The sequence below is a fragment of the Pseudomonas putida NBRC 14164 genome, from assembly GCF_000412675.1.
Lineage (GTDB): Bacteria > Pseudomonadota > Gammaproteobacteria > Pseudomonadales > Pseudomonadaceae > Aquipseudomonas > Aquipseudomonas putida.
The window spans coordinates 4769830-4785908 of record NC_021505.1; the positions used below are offsets into that span (position 1 = coordinate 4769830).

General features: G+C 64.3%; 18 protein-coding genes. 5 read left to right on the forward strand and 13 right to left on the reverse strand.

What is annotated here, in order from left to right:
* Positions 1–253: 253 nt before the first annotated feature.
* Complete coding sequence (locus PP4_RS21150) at positions 254–895, forward strand: TetR/AcrR family transcriptional regulator (protein WP_041167852.1); 642 nt, start codon at positions 254–256, stop codon at positions 893–895.
* A gap of 129 nt (positions 896–1024) precedes the next feature.
* On the opposite strand, the gene PP4_RS21155 is transcribed toward PP4_RS21150, so the two are convergent.
* Positions 1025–1801, reverse strand: a complete 777-nt coding sequence (locus PP4_RS21155; RefSeq protein ID WP_016501186.1) for a class I SAM-dependent methyltransferase — start codon at positions 1799–1801, stop codon at positions 1025–1027.
* 103 nt (positions 1802–1904) lie between these two features.
* On the opposite strand from PP4_RS21155, the gene PP4_RS21160 reads away from it, so the two are divergent.
* Positions 1905–2525 (forward strand): hypothetical protein, encoded by a 621-nt coding sequence (locus PP4_RS21160; protein WP_016501187.1) that lies wholly within the window; start codon positions 1905–1907, stop codon positions 2523–2525.
* Positions 2526–2527: 2 nt separating this feature from the next.
* Here the strand turns inward: PP4_RS21160 and PP4_RS21165 are convergent, their stop codons facing one another.
* The 7 genes from PP4_RS21165 to ppc all read right to left on the reverse strand — a co-directional run bounded on the left by PP4_RS21165 (position 2528) and on the right by ppc (position 9773).
* A complete protein-coding gene (locus tag PP4_RS21165) occupies positions 2528–3217 on the reverse strand; it encodes an extensin-like domain-containing protein (RefSeq protein WP_041167853.1) in 690 nt (229 codons plus the stop codon).
* Entirely contained in the window at positions 3217–4047 is an 831-nt protein-coding gene (locus PP4_RS21170; protein ID WP_016485183.1) for an isocitrate lyase/PEP mutase family protein, read from the reverse strand. The genes PP4_RS21165 and PP4_RS21170 overlap by 1 nt, the downstream gene beginning before the upstream one ends.
* Positions 4048–4075: 28 nt before the next feature.
* Positions 4076–4945 carry a DUF72 domain-containing protein gene (locus tag PP4_RS21175; protein WP_016501189.1) on the reverse strand — a complete coding sequence of 290 codons (870 nt, stop codon included), beginning with the start codon at positions 4943–4945 and terminating at the stop codon, positions 4076–4078.
* A gap of 3 nt (positions 4946–4948) precedes the next feature.
* Complete coding sequence (locus PP4_RS21180; RefSeq protein ID WP_016501190.1) at positions 4949–5239, reverse strand: hypothetical protein; 291 nt, start codon at positions 5237–5239, stop codon at positions 4949–4951.
* A gap of 131 nt (positions 5240–5370) precedes the next feature.
* Positions 5371–6045: a tRNA (adenosine(37)-N6)-threonylcarbamoyltransferase complex dimerization subunit type 1 TsaB gene (gene tsaB / locus PP4_RS21185; RefSeq protein ID WP_016501191.1), complete on the reverse strand. Its 675-nt coding sequence runs from the start codon at positions 6043–6045 to the stop codon at positions 5371–5373.
* Positions 6046–6237: 192 nt separating this feature from the next.
* Complete coding sequence (adk, locus tag PP4_RS21190) at positions 6238–6888, reverse strand: adenylate kinase (protein WP_016501192.1); 651 nt, start codon at positions 6886–6888, stop codon at positions 6238–6240.
* A 257-nt stretch (positions 6889–7145) separates the two neighbouring features.
* On the reverse strand, positions 7146–9773 hold the full coding sequence (gene ppc, locus PP4_RS21195) for a phosphoenolpyruvate carboxylase (protein ID WP_016501193.1): 2628 nt from the start codon (positions 9771–9773) through the stop codon (positions 7146–7148).
* A gap of 261 nt (positions 9774–10034) precedes the next feature.
* Here ppc and PP4_RS21200 point away from each other — a divergent pair, with 261 nt between their 5' ends.
* The 3 genes from PP4_RS21200 to PP4_RS21210 all read left to right on the forward strand — a co-directional run bounded on the left by PP4_RS21200 (position 10035) and on the right by PP4_RS21210 (position 11911).
* The gene (locus PP4_RS21200) at positions 10035–10379 is read left to right on the forward strand and encodes a hypothetical protein (RefSeq protein WP_016501195.1); all 345 of its coding nucleotides are present in this window, start codon (positions 10035–10037) and stop codon (positions 10377–10379) included.
* A gap of 276 nt (positions 10380–10655) precedes the next feature.
* Entirely contained in the window at positions 10656–11069 is a 414-nt protein-coding gene (locus PP4_RS21205; protein WP_014592166.1) for a DUF4398 domain-containing protein, read from the forward strand.
* Positions 11070–11119: 50 nt separating this feature from the next.
* Positions 11120–11911 carry an OmpA family protein gene (locus PP4_RS21210; protein ID WP_016501196.1) on the forward strand — a complete coding sequence of 264 codons (792 nt, stop codon included), beginning with the start codon at positions 11120–11122 and terminating at the stop codon, positions 11909–11911.
* Positions 11912–12086: 175 nt separating this feature from the next.
* Here the strand turns inward: PP4_RS21210 and PP4_RS21215 are convergent, their stop codons facing one another.
* The 5 genes from PP4_RS21215 to PP4_RS21235 all read right to left on the reverse strand — a co-directional run bounded on the left by PP4_RS21215 (position 12087) and on the right by PP4_RS21235 (position 16019).
* Positions 12087–12413 (reverse strand): hypothetical protein, encoded by a 327-nt coding sequence (locus tag PP4_RS21215; protein ID WP_016501197.1) that lies wholly within the window; start codon positions 12411–12413, stop codon positions 12087–12089.
* Positions 12410–13333, reverse strand: coding sequence for an alpha/beta hydrolase (locus tag PP4_RS21220; RefSeq protein ID WP_041167854.1), 924 nt, complete (start codon positions 13331–13333; stop codon positions 12410–12412). Before PP4_RS21220 ends, PP4_RS21215 begins: the two co-directional genes overlap by 4 nt.
* The gene (locus tag PP4_RS21225) at positions 13305–14582 is read right to left on the reverse strand and encodes a flavohemoglobin expression-modulating QEGLA motif protein (protein WP_016501199.1); all 1278 of its coding nucleotides are present in this window, start codon (positions 14580–14582) and stop codon (positions 13305–13307) included. The genes PP4_RS21220 and PP4_RS21225 overlap by 29 nt, the downstream gene beginning before the upstream one ends.
* A 154-nt stretch (positions 14583–14736) precedes the next feature.
* The gene (locus PP4_RS21230) at positions 14737–15285 is read right to left on the reverse strand and encodes a hypothetical protein (protein ID WP_016485172.1); all 549 of its coding nucleotides are present in this window, start codon (positions 15283–15285) and stop codon (positions 14737–14739) included.
* Positions 15286–15314: 29 nt separating this feature from the next.
* Positions 15315–16019 (reverse strand): TetR/AcrR family transcriptional regulator, encoded by a 705-nt coding sequence (locus tag PP4_RS21235; protein WP_041167855.1) that lies wholly within the window; start codon positions 16017–16019, stop codon positions 15315–15317.
* Positions 16020–16079: the final 60 nt, after the last annotated feature.

Below are 16079 nucleotides of genomic sequence, written 5' to 3' on the forward strand. Positions count from 1 at the left end.
TGCCATGCACCGCGTCGTATTCTTCGCGGGTAAATCGGACCGCCGCACCGCCGCTCCCACAGGGATTTGCGTCGGTGTCGAGGATAGCGCTATATCTGTGGTGTTCGGTTTGTCGGGGGTGGTGTCGACACCTCGCTGACGCCTGAGCGACGGCATCACTGGCGGACAACTGTCCGCTGGCAGACAGCAGGCAATGTGACCTGGTTTTAGCCGGATCGCGCCCGACCCGTTAAGATGGTGATCCTTAAACCAGATGCAGACCACAATGCCCAACGACGCACCCATCGGCCCAGGCCGGCCAAAGGACCTGGTCAAGCGCGAGGCGATTCTCGAAGCAGCCAAGGCCCTGTTCCTCAGCCTTGGTTACGCCAACACCAGCATGGATGCGGTCGCTGCGGCGGCAGGTGTTTCAAAACTTACCGTGTACAGCCACTTCACCGACAAGCAGACCCTGTTCTGCTCAGCGGTCATGGCCACCTGCCAGATCCAGCTACCTGACCTGCTGTTCGAGTATCCCGAGGGGGCACCGGTGGAGGAGGTATTGTTGACCATTGCCCGTGGCTTCCAGGCACTGATCAGCAGCGACGAAGCGGTCAAGCTCAGCCGCCTGATCATGGCCCAGGGGAGCCTGGACCCAAGCTTTGGCGAGTACTTCTACGAAGCCGGCCCCAAGCGCGTGCTGGCAGGGATGGAAGCGCTGCTGCGCGGGGCCAATGAACGCGGGCTGCTGCGTATCGACAACCCGCTGCGTGCGGCGGAGCACTTCTTCTGCCTGGTCAAGGGGGCACCGGATTATCGCTTGCTGCTGGGGTGCGCGGGGCCGCTCCAGGGCGAAGAGGCCGAGGCACATGTGCGCGAGGTGGTGAGGGTGTTCTTGCGGGCGTTCAAACCCTGATATCTGGATGCCTGTGCGGCCTCTTCGCGGGTAAACCCGCTCCCACTGGTACTGCACAGGATTCAACGCCAAGTCGATCCTGTGGGAGCGGGTTTACCCGCGAAGAGGCCAGCACAGATATAACGAAATTCAGGCCTTCAAGGCTCTCTTCGGGTAAATGTCATACCGGCTCGACTTGCCTTCCAGGCTATGGCTCGGCTTCGGCCCGTCGATGATCGGCGCCTTGCGCGGGCGCTTCACCACCACCCGGTGGCTGGCCAGCGCCAGGGCTGCTTCGAGCAGGGCCGGGGCATCCAGGTCGTCACCCACCAAGGGCCGGAACACGCGCATTTCCTTTTTCACCAGGGCGCTCTTGTCGCGGTGCGGGAACATGGGGTCGAGGTAGATGACTTGCGGCGCCTCCCCTTCCCAGGCGCGCATACGCTCGATGGCGTTGCCGGTCAGCAGGCGCATGCGCCCGACAATCGGGCCCACCTCGTCATCCGAGCGCGCCCGCGCCAGGCCATCTTCCAGCAGCGCGGCAATCAGCGGCTGGCGCTCGATCAGGGTCATCTGGCAGCCCAGGCTGGCCAGCACGAACGCATCTTTGCCAAGGCCTGCCGTGGCATCCAGCACTTGTGGCCGCACGCCTTGGGCAATGCCCACGGCCTTGGCAATCATCTGCCCGTTGCCACCACCAAACTGGCGCCGGTGCGCGGCCTGGCCTTCGACAAAGTCCACCCGCACCGGCCCTGGTGCCTGCGGCCCAAGCTGCTGGATCTGCAAACCCTCGGCGCCCACCTGCACGGCGAAGCCGGCGCTCTCGTCCTGTAGCGGCAGGCTTAGGCGTTCAGCCCACACCTTGGCCTGCTCCGCATACTCAGCCGACATCGCCTCGACCCTGATACCCGTGCCTTGCTCTTCCATCGTCCACACCTAAAAAATCAAACCAAGCCTTAATGAATCAGCAGCCACGGCCGATACAGGCAATATCCCGCTATTCTGCCAGAGCACAACGCGCGCGACTGCCATGTCAGATACTCTTCCTATCGGCTTGACCTATTTGTCGCCTGTCGGCAACTACAGTCAGCACAACACCCAGGCACTCGGGGGCGTCAGCCACCTGTGGCAGGATTTCTTTGCCCGGGCCATGGCCGAGCAGCAGGAAGAGCCCGTAGACAGCGTCAGCCAGTCGTTCGTGCAGTACGACCACGACAGCGGCGAACCCATCGGCGGCGCCCGTGCGCTGGCCCTGATCGACGCCCAACGCGCCTGCCCGGTGCTGGACACCGAGGTAACACCGCCCGAGCCGCTGTTCTTGCCCAAGGCAGAGCTTGAAGCCAGCCTGCTGCCGCCTGCGCCTGAGCCGTTCAGTGCCATGGAACTGATTGAACAGCAGCGCCAGCTCGACACCAGCAACAGCTGGATGCGCCCGGTGGTGATGAGCCAGGGCCATCCGATTGCCGAGCCCGGCCCGGGCCCCGCCCCGCGGTCGTTGTTCCTGCCCATTGCCGAGTTCGAGACCAACCTGCTGGACCCGGCACCCGAACCGTTCGACGAGGCCACCCTGGCCAAACAGCAAAACGACCTGGAGTTCGACATCCACTGGGCGCGCCCGGTGGTGCTGAACAACGTGCGCGTTCACGCCTGAAGCTAACGGCAGATCTGCCAGCGCCCCATGTCCAGGTGGAAGTGATTGTGGTGCGCGGCGTTGTAATCCGGCCCCAGTACCGTGCTGAAGCTCTCGCAAGCCGCCTGCTGCACCTGCCGCAAGAACTCTGCCTTCTGCCCGCCCGCCTGCCAGTCACGCGCCAGCACGATGCGCCGGCCGTCCTGCAGGCGAAAACCGCTGATGTCCAACGCATTGGCGGTAGCGTGCTGGCTCAAGCGGCCCTGCTTGCGGTGGTAGACATTGCGACAGGCGAAGCTGCCCAGGTGATCGACCTGGGTCACCGGTTGGCCCAGCACCCGCTGCGCCACCGGCTGCAAGCCATGGTTCTCGAACAGCGCGTAGGCCACCGCCAGCGGGCAACTGGCCAGGAAGCTGCTGCTGAGCCGCGCCTGCCCGCCCTCGATGCGCCACACGTTCTGCAACGGGCAGTTGGCCGCAGCCGGGCTGTCGGCTTGCGCCCGGTAGCGCAGCTGGCTGGTTTCCAGTGCCTGCCGGCACAAGGCCGGGTCATCGCGCAGGCGTGAAAGCTTGTACGGCGTCAGCAGGTTGGGCGGCTGACGCACATCCAGCGGCGCCCAGGGGTTCCACACGGCAGGCAGGCGCCAGCCGAAGTGCCAGGCCAGGCCGGCCAGCACCAACAGGCCGGCCAGCAGCGCCAGCATTGCCCGCATCAGCGGCGGAACAGGTCGTTGAGCTGGGCAAACGGCAGTGCCTGCTCACCGTAGCCGAACGTACCCTCGTTGCGAATCTCCAACGCAGCACGGTGGAAGGCCCCCAGCGCGGCACGGGCCAGCGACGAGCCGACGCTGATGCGGCGCACGCCCAGGTCCTGCAACTGGTTCACGCTCAGTGGCACACCCGCCATGCCCATCAATACATTCACCGGCCGCGGGGCGACCGCCTGCACCACCGCACGTACTTCCTCGACGGTGCGCAGCCCGGGGGCATAGAGCACATCGGCGCCGGCCTCGGCATAGGCTTGCAGGCGCAGGATGGTGTCGTCGAGGTCCATGCGGCCATGCAGCAGGTTTTCTGCCCGGGCGCACAACGTAAACGGGAACGGCAGGCTACGCGCAGCCTGCACGGCGGCGCGCACGCGCTCCACGGCCAGCCCGAGGTCATAGATGGGCGCATCACTGCGGCCACTGGCATCCTCGATGGAGCCACCTACCAGGCCGATTTCGGCAGCACGCAAGATGGTCTGGGCACAATCTTCAGGCATGTCGCCGAAACCGTTCTCAAGGTCCGCGGCCACCGGCAACGCAGTGGCGTCGACGATCTCGCCGGCATTGTCCAGGGTATCGTCCAGGCTCAAGGCGCCTTCGGCGTCTGGCCGGCCCAGGCTGAACGCCAGGCCAGCACTGGTAGTGGCCAGCGCCTCGAAACCCAGGCTGGCAAGCAGCTTGGCGGAGCCGGCGTCCCACGGGTTGGGGATGACGAACGCGCCTTCGCGCTCGTGTAAAGCCTTGAAGGCTTCGGCTCGCAGGGTTTGCACATCCATGGTTCAACCTCCGGCAGTCAGGGAAAGGTCAGAGTAAGCCCAGTTGTTCGACCTCGGGCGCGCGCGGCAATTCCGGCAAAGGTGCAAGACCTGGCAGGCGTGCCATCAGGCGTTGATGGAAATGCCGGGCCAACGCCGCAGCCAGGCGATTGTCCGAAGTGTGCAGGAAGATATAGGGGTTGCGGCCTTCCTCGATCCAATCGGCGATTTTTTCTACCCAAGGGCTGAGGAAGGTGTGATTGGCCTCCAGCTCCGGATGGCCGATGAAGCGCACCTGTGGGTGCTGGCTGAAGGCCGCAGGGCGTGGTGGTACCTTGGGCTTCTTCGACTGCGCATGCAGCACGGCAGGGTCGCGCGAGGTGCAGCTGAACAACGCCCGCGGGTCCAGGCAGATGCGCTCCACGCCGCGTTCGTGCAGCAGGCGGTTGAGCAGGCGTTCTTCTTCACCCTTGGCGAAGAAGGCCTGGTTACGCACTTCCACGGCCACCGGCAGGCCGATCTCGTCGAGGAAGTGGCAAAGCTCGCCCAGGCGCGCCGGGCCGAACTTGGCCGGCAACTGCAGCCAGTACGGCGAAACGCGCTTGCCCAGCGGGGCCATCAGCCGTGTGAAGTCGAAGGCAGGCTCCAGTTGATCACGCAGGTCACCCTCGTGGCTGATGTCCCGGGGAAACTTGGCGGTGAAACGGAAGTGCCCGGGCATCACCTGCGCCCAGCGGGCAATGGTGCCGGGAGCGGGGCGTGCATAGAAGGTGGTATTGCCCTCGACGGCGTTGAACACCTGGCTGTAGAGGCCAAGCATTTCGTTACTGGTGGCGTCGGCGGGATAGAGGTAGTCGCGCCAGGCGTTTTCGCTCCAGGACGGGCAACCGAGAAAATAAGGCAGTGGTGGTGGACTCATCCACTAAATGTACAGGTCGAGCCCCAGTACTTCCATGTCCCAGTCGGTGAAACCGGCGGTGCTCAGGTAGCTGGCCAAGGCAGTGGCGGTGCGCCGGTCACGGGCGCGGGGGAAGACCATGTCCTGCTGGCGGGCTGGCAGGCCACCGCTGCGGCGGCGGGCGGTGGCCTCCACGGGGGCGCCCTGGCTGTCTTCAATCAGCTCGGCATCATCGATGGCCTCGTCACGCGCCGGTGCCTTGCGCGGGGTGCGCTTGACCGGGTAGGACTGCGAAGAGAAACCGTCGATACGCATGGCATGAGCACTCAGGACCAATGATGGCAATTTAGCAGCATCAGGGTTCCGTCGCTAATGCTTGACTGATAACTGGACCACAGATCGCGCAAAAGGTTTTAGAGTGATCGGCGATAACCGACGAACAGCACTCAGTGCTTCTTGGGCGTAGCTACATTATCGCGCAGATATACCGGTTGCGCCTGCTCGGCAACGATTGCCTCATCACGAGCCCAGGCGAAGGTAGCCAGGCTGAGAATGTCCAGCGCATTGGGCAAGGCGCCAGGGTTGCTGGCCGCCACCTGTACCGCCAGGCGCTCGGCATAGCCCCATCCGGTACCGGCACCGAACCACTCGCCACTGCTGCCCGCCGGCAGCGCTACCTGTTCGGGCGGCAACACCGCCTCGCGGCCGACCAGGCGCATTTCGCCGGCCGTGGCCTGGTAGCAGCCCCAGTACACTTCATCCATGCGCGCATCGATGGCAGCCGCCACCTGCTGCACGCCCTGCTCGCGCAAGGCACCCTGGGCCAGCGCGGCCAGGTTGGACACCGGCAGCACCGGGCGCTCCAGCGCGAAGGCCAGGCCCTGGACCACACCAATGGCAATGCGCACGCCGGTGAAAGCGCCCGGGCCACGGCCAAAGGCGATGGCATCCAGTGCATTCAGCGCAACGCCGGATTCGGCCAGCAACTGCTTGATCATCGGCAGCAGCTTCTGCGCGTGCTGACGCGGGATCACCTCGTAATGGCTGGTTACCTTGCCGTCATGCAGCAGCGCGACGGAACAGGCTTCGGTGGCGGTATCCAGGGCCAGCAGGGTGGTCATCGAACGGGTATCCAGGTGCGAATGAAAAGAGCGGCAGTATAGAGCAGCAGCGGCGTTGTGTCCCGAAGGGGCGCAGTGCGGCCTTTGAAGGTGGCCTGGCGCGGTCCCTGTAGGAGCGCCAGGCCGTGGATCGCAGGCCGGAAACGACAACGGCCCGCTAGCGGGCCGTTGTCGGGGGGCGTCAGGCGCTGATCAGCTCAGGGCTGCCAGGACCTTGGCAGTGATGGCGTCGACCGAACCGACACCTTCAATGTGGCTGTACTTCGGCTTGCCGGCATTGGCGGCCGACAGCTTCTGGTAGAACTCCACCAGCGGCTTGGTCTGGGTGTGGTAGACCGACAGGCGATGACGAACGGTTTCTTCCTTGTCGTCGTCGCGCTGGATCAGGTCTTCACCAGTGACGTCGTCCTTGCCTTCCACTTTCGGCGGGTTGTACTGAATGTGGTAGGTACGGCCCGAGGCCAGGTGTACGCGGCGGCCAGCCATGCGGCCGACGATTTCTTCGTCGTCCACGGCGATTTCGACCACGGCGTCGATGTCGACACCGGCAGAGACCATGGCTTCGGCCTGCGGGATGGTGCGTGGGAAGCCGTCGAACAGGCAGCCGTTGGCGCAATCAGGCTGGGCGATGCGCTCCTTGACCAGGCTGATGATCAGCTCGTCGGAGACCAGCTGGCCGGCATCCATGACTTTCTTCAGTTCCAGGCCCAGCGGGGTGCCGGCCTTGACGGCGGCACGCAGCATGTCGCCGGTGGAGATCTGTGGAATACCGAACTTTTCGGTGATGAACTTTGCCTGAGTACCTTTACCGGCCCCGGGAGCTCCCAGCAGAATTACGCGCATCTTGTGCTCCTCAAATTTTTTTATGAAATTCAATGGATTCGGCAACCAGGGCCAAGTCCGGAAAATCGGGTATGACCATAAAACGGTCAGAAGGCTGCTCAAGATACACAGCGCCCGGCAGCCATACAAGCGTCCCAAAGTTGCAGGAATGCGCCACTTGTGCCCGACCGGGCAGGTGGTTGCGCCCGGCGCAACCACCCTCCCCTCACCCGTGCATGGCCTGCACGCCACTCACCCCTGCTGGCTTGGGCACACCTTCAGCCGGTATTGCGCAGCCCGGCGGCAATACCCGCCACGGTCACCAGCAAGGCCTGCTCCAACGGGCTGTCCAGAGCGGCTTCGCGGCTGCGCGAGCGGGCCAGCAACTCGGCCTGCAGGCGGTGCAGCGGGTCCAGGTAGGTGTTGCGCAGGCTGATGAATTCCAGCGTCTCGGGGCTGTGCGCCAGTAGCACCTGCTGCCCGGTCAGCCCCAGTACCACCTGGCAAGACTGCGACAATAGGTCGCGCAGGTGTGCACCTAAAGGAAGCAAGTCCGGTTGCACCAGACGTTCGTCGTAGGCCTCGGCTATTTGCGCATCGGCCTTGGCCAGCACCATTTCCAGCATGTCGATGCGGGTACGGAAAAACGGCCACTGCTCGCGCATCTGTGCCAGCAACTCACCTTGGCCACGGGCCAAGGCATTGCTCAGCGCGGTTTCCCAGCCCAGCCAGGCCGGCAGCATCAGCCGGGTCTGGGTCCAGCCGAAGATCCATGGGATGGCCCGCAGGCTTTCGATCCCGCCTGCCCGGCGCTTGGCGGGGCGGCTGCCCAGCGGCAGGCGCCCCAGTTCCTGTTCTGGCGTCGACTGGCGGAAGTACTCGACGAAATCGGGGTTGTCGCGCACCACACTGCGGTACGCCTTGACGCCATCAGCAGCCAACTGGTCCATCACCTCGCGCCAGGCCGGTTGCGGGGGCGGCGGGGGCAACAGCGTGGCTTCGAGCACAGCGGCCAGGTACAGGTTCAGGTTTTGCTCGGCGATGCCCGGCAAACCGAACTTGAAGCGGATCATTTCGCCCTGCTCGGTGGTGCGGAACCGCCCCGCCACCGAACCCGGTGGCTGCGACAGGATCGCTGCGTGGGCCGGGCCACCGCCGCGCCCTACCGTACCGCCCCGGCCGTGGAACAGCAGCAGTTCGACCTGGTGTTCGGCGCAGATGCGCACCAGGTTTTCCTGGGCCCGGTACTGCGCCCAGGCCGCCGCCGTGGTGCCAGCATCCTTGGCCGAGTCGGAGTAGCCGATCATCACTTCCTGCGGGCCGCGCAGCCCGGCCCGGTAACCCGGCAGGCCGAGCAGGCGCTGCATCACCGGCCCGGCGTTGTCCAGGTCAGCCAGGGTCTCGAACAGCGGTACCACACGCATGGGGCGGGTCAGGCCGGCTTCCTTGAGCAACAGTTGCACCGCCAGCACATCCGAAGCGGCACCGGCCATGGAAATGACATAGGAGCCCAGCGAGGCAGCGGGCGCGGCGGCGACTTCCCGGCAGGTGGCCAGCACCTCGGCGGTGTCTGCCTGCGGCCTGAAGTGTGCGGGCAACAGCGGGCGGCGGTTTTTCAGCTCGGCCTGAAGGAATTCGATGCGGCGATCTTCATCCCAGTCGGCATAGCGGCCCAGGCCCAGGTAGTCGGTGATTTCGGTCAGCGCGTCACGGTGGCGGGCAGCGTCCTGGCGCACGTCCAGGCGGCCCAGGAAAAGGCCGAAAGTGACGGCGCGGCGCAGGCAATCGAGCAACGGCCCTTCGGCGATAACGCCCATGCCGCATTCGTGCAGCGACTGATAGCACAGCTCCAGTGGCGCAATCAGGTCGCGGTTATCCACCAGCACCTCGGCGCTGGCCGGCTGGCTGCTGGTCAAAGCGGTATGCGCCCATGCACGCGTCGCCCGCAGGCGGTCGCGCAGTTGCTTGAGCACGGCGCGGTAGGGTTCGGCACTGTCGCCCACCCGTTCGCGCAACGCGTCACTGGCCTGCTGCATGGACAACTCGGCGGCCAGTGCATCGATGTCGCGCAGGAACAGGTCGGCGGCCATCCAGCGCGCCAGCAACAGCACTTCCCGGGTAACGGCGGCAGTCACATTGGGGTTGCCGTCACGGTCACCGCCCATCCACGAGGCAAAGCGAATTGGCGCGGCCTCCAGCGGCAGGCGCAAGCCGGTGGCATCCAGCAGGGCCTTGTCGACCTTGCGCAGGTGGCTGGGGATGGCGTGCCACAGCGAATGCTCGATCACCGCGAAGCCCCACTTGGCTTCGTCTACCGGCGTCGGCCGGGTGCGGCGGATTTCTTCGGTGTGCCAGGCCTCGGCAATCAGCCGGCGCAAGCGTTCACGCACCTGATGGCGTTCGTCCGGGGTCAGGTCACGGTGGTCCTGGGCAGCCAGCTGGCCGGCGATGGCGTCGTACTTCTGGATCAAGGTGCGACGGGCCACCTCGGTGGGGTGCGCCGTAAGCACCAATTGGATGTCGAGCTTGGCCAGTTGCCGGGCCAGGGCATCGTTGCTATGCCCGGCCTGCTTCAGGCGCGCCAGCAATTCGGGCAGCACACGGGCCTCGAAGGGTTCGGCCTGGCCGGCGTCGCGGCGGCGGATCAACTGGTACTGCTCGGCCATGTTGGCCAGGTTGAGGAACTGGTTGAAGGCCCTGGCGACGGGTAGCAAGTCTTCTTCGGCAAGGTCGGCCAGGGTCGAGGTCAATTGCTCGCCGGGGCCGCGGCGGTCGGCCTTGGCGCTGTGGCGGATGTCTTCAATTTTCTGCAAGAACGCATCGCCATGCTGCTGGCGAATGGTTTCGCCGAGCAGCTCACCCAACACATGGACATCTTCACGCAAACGCACATCGATATCAGTCATCGGCCCTCTCTCCGTCGCATCCCTTTCAGGCTCCACGCGATCCCTGTGGGAGCGGGCATGCCCGTGAACACCGGCGCAGCCGGTGCCAGGCACCGCGTTTTGATTCTTCGCGGGCATGCCCGCTCCCACAGGCACTGCATCTGCACTGAAGAGTGCCCCCAGCCGAACGCCAATGGCAAGCCGTGATCAGCCAAAGCAAACTAAAGTGAAAGCAAGCACTCCCATGCAATGCAGCCTTAGCAGGCGTCAACAGAGGTCATCATGAAAATCCGTGAACTCGCCCAGCACTGGGAACAGAATGCCGCCGGCACTCTCAGCCGCACGGGCCATGTATTGCACCTGGACCTGGAGTCCGAGGCGCGCCTGGCCGCGCTGATCGACATGTACCCCAAGCGGACCGCCGAGGAACTGCTCGGCGAACTGGTGGCGGCCGCCCTCGAAGAGCTGGAAGCCAGCTTCCCCTATGTGCAGGGTCACCAGGTCATCGCCACCGATGAAGAAGGTGACCCGCTGTACGAGGATGTCGGCTCTACTCCGCGCTTTCTGTCCCTCTCGCGACAGCACCTGCACAGCCTGAGCACCACCGACGACGATAGCGAAAGATAACCACCCGCCCCACCGTTCCGGGCCTCGGCAAGGCCCGGAATACCGCCTTTGCCTGCGAAAGTTCCAGGCAAATCGCGCTGACCGATCAGTCAGAAATAATTCCTCGTTCAGTGCACTTTTTTCTGAACCATTCCAAAAACGGTCGAGTCGGAGCCAATAGCCATCACGCTAAAACCCTGCACACTGCCCTCGTGCACCGTTCAGCTGAAGCGCGCGGTTTTGTCAGGGAATAAGCGATGGACTGCTACGGACATCGTCGTAATCAGGAGTGATCCAATGGAACTGACCACCATGAAGACCCGCACTAGCAAACTGTCATCCACTCATGTGCGCGGGTTCAAGCTGGCCGCGCTGGCCCTGGGCAGTAGCCTGGTCCTGGCCGGCTGTGCGGGCAACCCGCCTACCGAGCAGTATGCTGTCACCCAGTCCGCCGTGAACTCCGCCGTGAGCGCGGGTGGCACTGAGTTCGCCGCCGTGGAAATGAAAGCGGCCCAGGACAAGTTCAAGCAAGCCGAAATCGCCATGCACGACAAGAAGTACGACGAGGCCAAGCGCCTGGCCCAACAGGCCGAGTGGGACGCCCGCCTCGCCGAACGCAAGGCCCAGGCGGCCAAGGCCCAGAAGGCCGTGCAGGATGCCCGCCAGGGCGTTCAGGACGTACGTGAGGAAGGCCTGCGCAGCGCTCAGTGAGCCCTGCACCGCCAACCTTAGCCTTCGCACACGATCAAAGGATGAACACTATGCGCAATTACGTCATGATTCCCGCCCTGCTGGCCCTCAGCGTTGGTCTTGCTGCCTGCTCGCACGACCCTAACGCCAACCTGGAATCGGCCCGCACCAACTTCTCCTCGCTGCAGAGCGATCCGCAATCGAGCAAGGTCGCGGCACTGGAGACCAAGGACGCCCAGGACTGGCTGAACAAGGCCGACAAGGCCTACATGGACCGTGAAGACCAGAAGAAGGTCGACCAACTCGCCTACCTGACCAACCAGCGTGTTGAAGTGGCCAAGCAGACCATTGCCCTGCGCACCGCCGAAGGCGAGCTGAAAAACGCCTCGGCCCAACGCGCACAGGCCAAGCTGGATGCCCGCGACGCGCAGATCGCCAAGCTGCAGGACAGCCTCAACGCCAAGCAGACCGACCGCGGTACGCTGGTGACCTTTGGCGATGTGCTGTTCGACTTCAACAAGGCCGAGCTCAAGAGCAACGCCTACCCGAACGTCACCAAGCTGGCCCAGTTCCTCCAGGAAAACCCGGAGCGCAAGGTGATTGTCGAGGGCTACACCGACAGCGTCGGCTCGGCCAACTACAACCAGACCCTGTCCGAGCGCCGCGCCAACAGCGTACGCATGGCACTGGTACGTGCCGGCGTAGACCCGGCGCGCATCGTCTCCCAGGGCTATGGCAAGGAGTACCCGGTAGCGGACAACGGCAGCAACTCGGGCCGTGCGCAAAACCGTCGCGTGGAGGTGACCATCTCCAACGACAACCAGCCAGTGGCACCCCGTTCGGTGAGCCAGGTTCAGCGGTAAGGCTGGCTAGCTGAAAAAAAAGCCCCGCGCTCGACGTGGGGCTTTTTTTTGCCTGTACCGGCCTCTTCGCGGCTAAAGCCGCTCCCACAGGTATTGCCCCCCCCGAAACTGAAGCGGTCCCTGTGGGAGCGGCTTTAGCCGCGAATGGGCCGGAACAGGCGCTGAAAAGGTTGGCTCACTTCACCTGCTGCGGGGTTTCCTCGCCCATGCAGCGCACCGCACGCTTGCGGTTGTCCACCAGCACGCCGGTCAGGCCTTTCTGCTCGGTGTCGAACAACACCAGCACGCCATCGACGCACTGGGCCACTTGCGGCGCCGGGTCCAGCGAAACCTTGTAGTCCTCGCCCGGGATGGTCTTGAGCATGGTGAAGTCCTGCAGCAACAGGGCATCCTCGGGTTTGGCGAAATGCAGGTAACCGTAGTACCACAAGGCCCCCACCGTCACGATGATGCTGCCGACGCCGGTCAGGATCAGCGGGATGGCGTTGCGTTCTTCACTCATTGCTTGTTCTTCTCGTCAGGGAAATTGGGCACTTCGGCAAGCCGCCGCAGGCCGTTGAAATGGCTAGGGTCGTCGAGGAAACGCAGCATCACCTGGCGCCATGTGGGGTCGGCGAAGGTCTGCACGTGGCCACCGCGGGTCAGTTGCAGCACCCGCGGAGGTGGCGCGTGCTGGTACAGGCGAATACCGTTGTCCATCGGCACCAGGTTGTCGTCGATGCTGTGGAAGAACAGCTTGGGCGGGCTGCTCAGTTGCTCGATCGAACGGATTGCACTGTCGCCGTCCGGCACCAGCCACGACAGCGGCACCTGCAACGGCCAGGTCATCCACGACGTGCTGAGGGCAAAGCGCCCGACTGAACGGTAACTGGCCGGTACGCCATCGAACACCAGGGCACTGAAGCGCTCGCGCTGCTCGGGGTGGGCCGCCAGGTAATGAATGGCCATGGCGCCGCCAAGGCTTTGCCCCAGCAGCACCAGGGGCTTGCCCTTTACCTCGGGCGCCTGGTCCAGCCAGGCCATGGCGGCGGCGATATCTTCGTACACCTCTGGCAGGCTTGGCGCCCCCTGCGACAGGCCATAACCGCGGTAATCGATCATCAGCACCTGATAGCCCTGCTCCGGCAGCCAGTAGCTGCCACCCAGGTGCCCCGGCAGGTTGCCGCCGTTGCCGTGCAAGTGCAGTACCGTACCTTTGACCTCGACCCCGGCCTTGGCCGGCAACCACCAACCGTGCAGGCGGATGCCATCAGTTGTGGTCAACGTTACATCGCGGTACGCCAGCTTGGCCCGCTCAGGCGTAAAGGCCTGCCCACGCTCGGGGTAGAACAGCAGGCTGCTGCAGCCGCCAAGGCCCAACAGGACCAAGCCCAGGGCCAGCAGGCGGCAGCACTCAGAGAATGTTCGCGTAGTCGGCTTCAATACGGTCCAGGCTCAGGTGGTTGAGGAAGTTGGAGAAGCACATCCAGGCCGACAGCGCGTTAAGGTCGCGGAACTGCTCGGGCAAGTACTTGGGCGGCGCAACCAGGCCCTCCTCCACCAGCTGGCGCAAGGTACGCATGTCTTCCAGGGTGGTCTTGCCACAGAACAGCAACGGGATCTGTTCGAGCTTGCCCTTCTTCACGGCCAACTGAATGTAGTTGTAAACCATGATGAAGCCCTTGAGGTAGGACAAGTCCTTGGTGAATGGCAGGCCATTGGGCACCGAACCGCGGAACACCCGGCTGGCGTTGCTGTAGCTCTGTGCCATCTCGAAGCCTTGCCCACGGAAAAAATCGAACACCTGGAGGAAATCGGCGCCCTCCTCGACCATGTGGATGGCGCGAGTGCGGTTGGTGAGCTTGCGCAGCCGGCTGGGGTAGGAGGCGAAGGCAATCACTTCCATGAGGATGGCCAGGCCTTCCTGGGTCACCGTCGACGAGGGCGGGCCCTTGGCCAGGAAGGTGCAGATCGGCTGGTTCAGGCCATTGAGCGTGGTACCGACATGCACCAGCCCTTCGTGCACCTCCAGGGCGCGCACGTCGCGGGCATTGAACATGGCATCGGCGCGCACCTTGATGTAGTCGGCACCGGCCGCGGCATCGGCGACGATACCGTCGGACTCGAACACGCGGATGGTTTCCTCGGCCTCGCCGAACACCTTGTTCAGCCGGCGCTGGAGGATCTCCACCGCCTCTTTGGCGGTGAGGTTCTTCGGCTCGTCCTTCAGGTCGCCCCGGCCATCGATATTGTTGAGGTAATCCGACAGCATCAGACCGAGGTCGGCCAGGGTCGGGTCACCGGCATGGAAGGCGTCGGAGGCAGCGCCATACAGCTCCTGGGAGATCAGGCCGAAGTCCTCGGTACCGCGCGCTTCGAGCATGCGCACCACCATGCGGTACTCACGGCACATGCGCTTCATGATCTGCCCGACCGGGTTGAACTGACCTAGCTGGCGGATGATGTCACGCTCGATGCCCTGGAACTCGGCCTTCACCGCGCCGGAGTCGAACGATAGCGGGCGCGACTGGTAATAGGCACGGTCGACGGCCGGCGGCTCCTTGCCCTTGGCTTTGAGGAAGCCCTGACGAATGTTTTCGTCCCATTTAACCGCGTCCAGGACCCGGATCGGGGTCTGCGCCGCAACGATGCGGTCTGACAGGGCGCGGATGGTTTGCTGGTATTCGTCCACTGGGGACTCCTTATTGCAACAATGAGCCAAGCCTTGTGTTGCCTGTGCTGGCCTCTTCGCGGCTAAAGCCGCTCCCACAGGGACCGCACAGGTCTCAAGCCTGGTGCAGTACCTGTGGGAGCGGCTTTAGCCGCGAAGAGGCCGGCACAGGTAACTACTTGCCAGTCCGCTGGAACCGCGCCACTTCGACGAACAGGTCGGAGTTGGCCGGGTCGTCCAGGTACGCCAGCACCCGCGCCGAGGGGCTATCGATCAGCACGCCGTCGCCGTTGTCTTCAGGCACCTCGGTGCTGCGCCCGGTCAGTTCCTTCTTGTCCACCGCCTGCTGCACCTGCTCGACATCCAGGTTGTAGACCACCAGCTCCTTGCCCTCGACGATGTCGAAACCGCCGATCAGGAAGTTGCCTCCCAGGCGTTTGGGCACGCCGGCCGACAGGTACCAGCGGTTGCCGTGGCGCGACACGGTGAACACGTATTCCTCGGGGGCCTTGCCCTTGGCCGTGGCCACCGCCTTGTAGGCACCGCCGCCGCTGCGGCTGATGGTCAGCTTCAACGGCTCGCCCCAGGCGTCCTTGCTGCTCCACTTGCCGAGCAGCGCCTTGGGCGCCGCCTGGTTGCTGGGCAAGGGCTCATGGAAGGTCACCAGACAACCGCCCAGCAGCAGGAATGACAGAGTCAACAACACCACACGCCAGGCTTTCATCAGGTTCTCCTTGAAAAATCGGTCTCGGCTCAGGCCGATGCCAGCACCAGCTGCAGGTATCGGGTAAGCATAGCGAGCATCTGCCCATCGGCTTGCGCGTTCGCATCCTTGAGCAGGCCCTGATATTCCATCTGCTCGATAATCGCCGTCAACATCTGGGCGTCCTGTTCTGGTTGTCGCGACCCCACCACCTGCAGCAATTGACGGGTGCCGTGCAGCAGGATCTGCTCGTGGGCACGCACCAGCTCAGCCAGGCGTGGGCACAGCAGCGCCTCTTGGCGGAAGGCCTGTTCGGCCATCAGGAAGTCGCGGCGGTTCAGCAGTTGCCGCTGAACATAGTCGGCAGTCATGCGCGCCACTTCGTCAGCCAGCCGCGCCCGTGCCGCCGGGCTGCCGTCACCCTGGGCCAGCAACTGGCGCAGTACCACTTCGGTGTTGGCCCACAGCTTGGCCATGTAGGCGGCACTACGCTCGACATACTGGGCGAAGGTATCGGTGAGCAGGTCCTCGATGTCCTTGAAGTAGTAGGTGGTGGCCGACAGCGGCACAGCGGCCTCGGCGGCCACCGCACGGTGGCGCACACCGCGCACGCCATCGCGCACGACGATACGCATGGCGGCGTCGAGGATCAGCTGGCGGCGCTGTTCGCTGCCTTGGCGGGCAGTCTTGCGGCCTTGGTATTGCACGTTTTCGGCGACGGCGGTAGCGATGCCGGCGGCGCCTTGATCAGGCATGGCGGGTGTCACAGGGCATACCTCACGGTTCAAGTCATCTGCGGCCTGCACTGGCCTCAT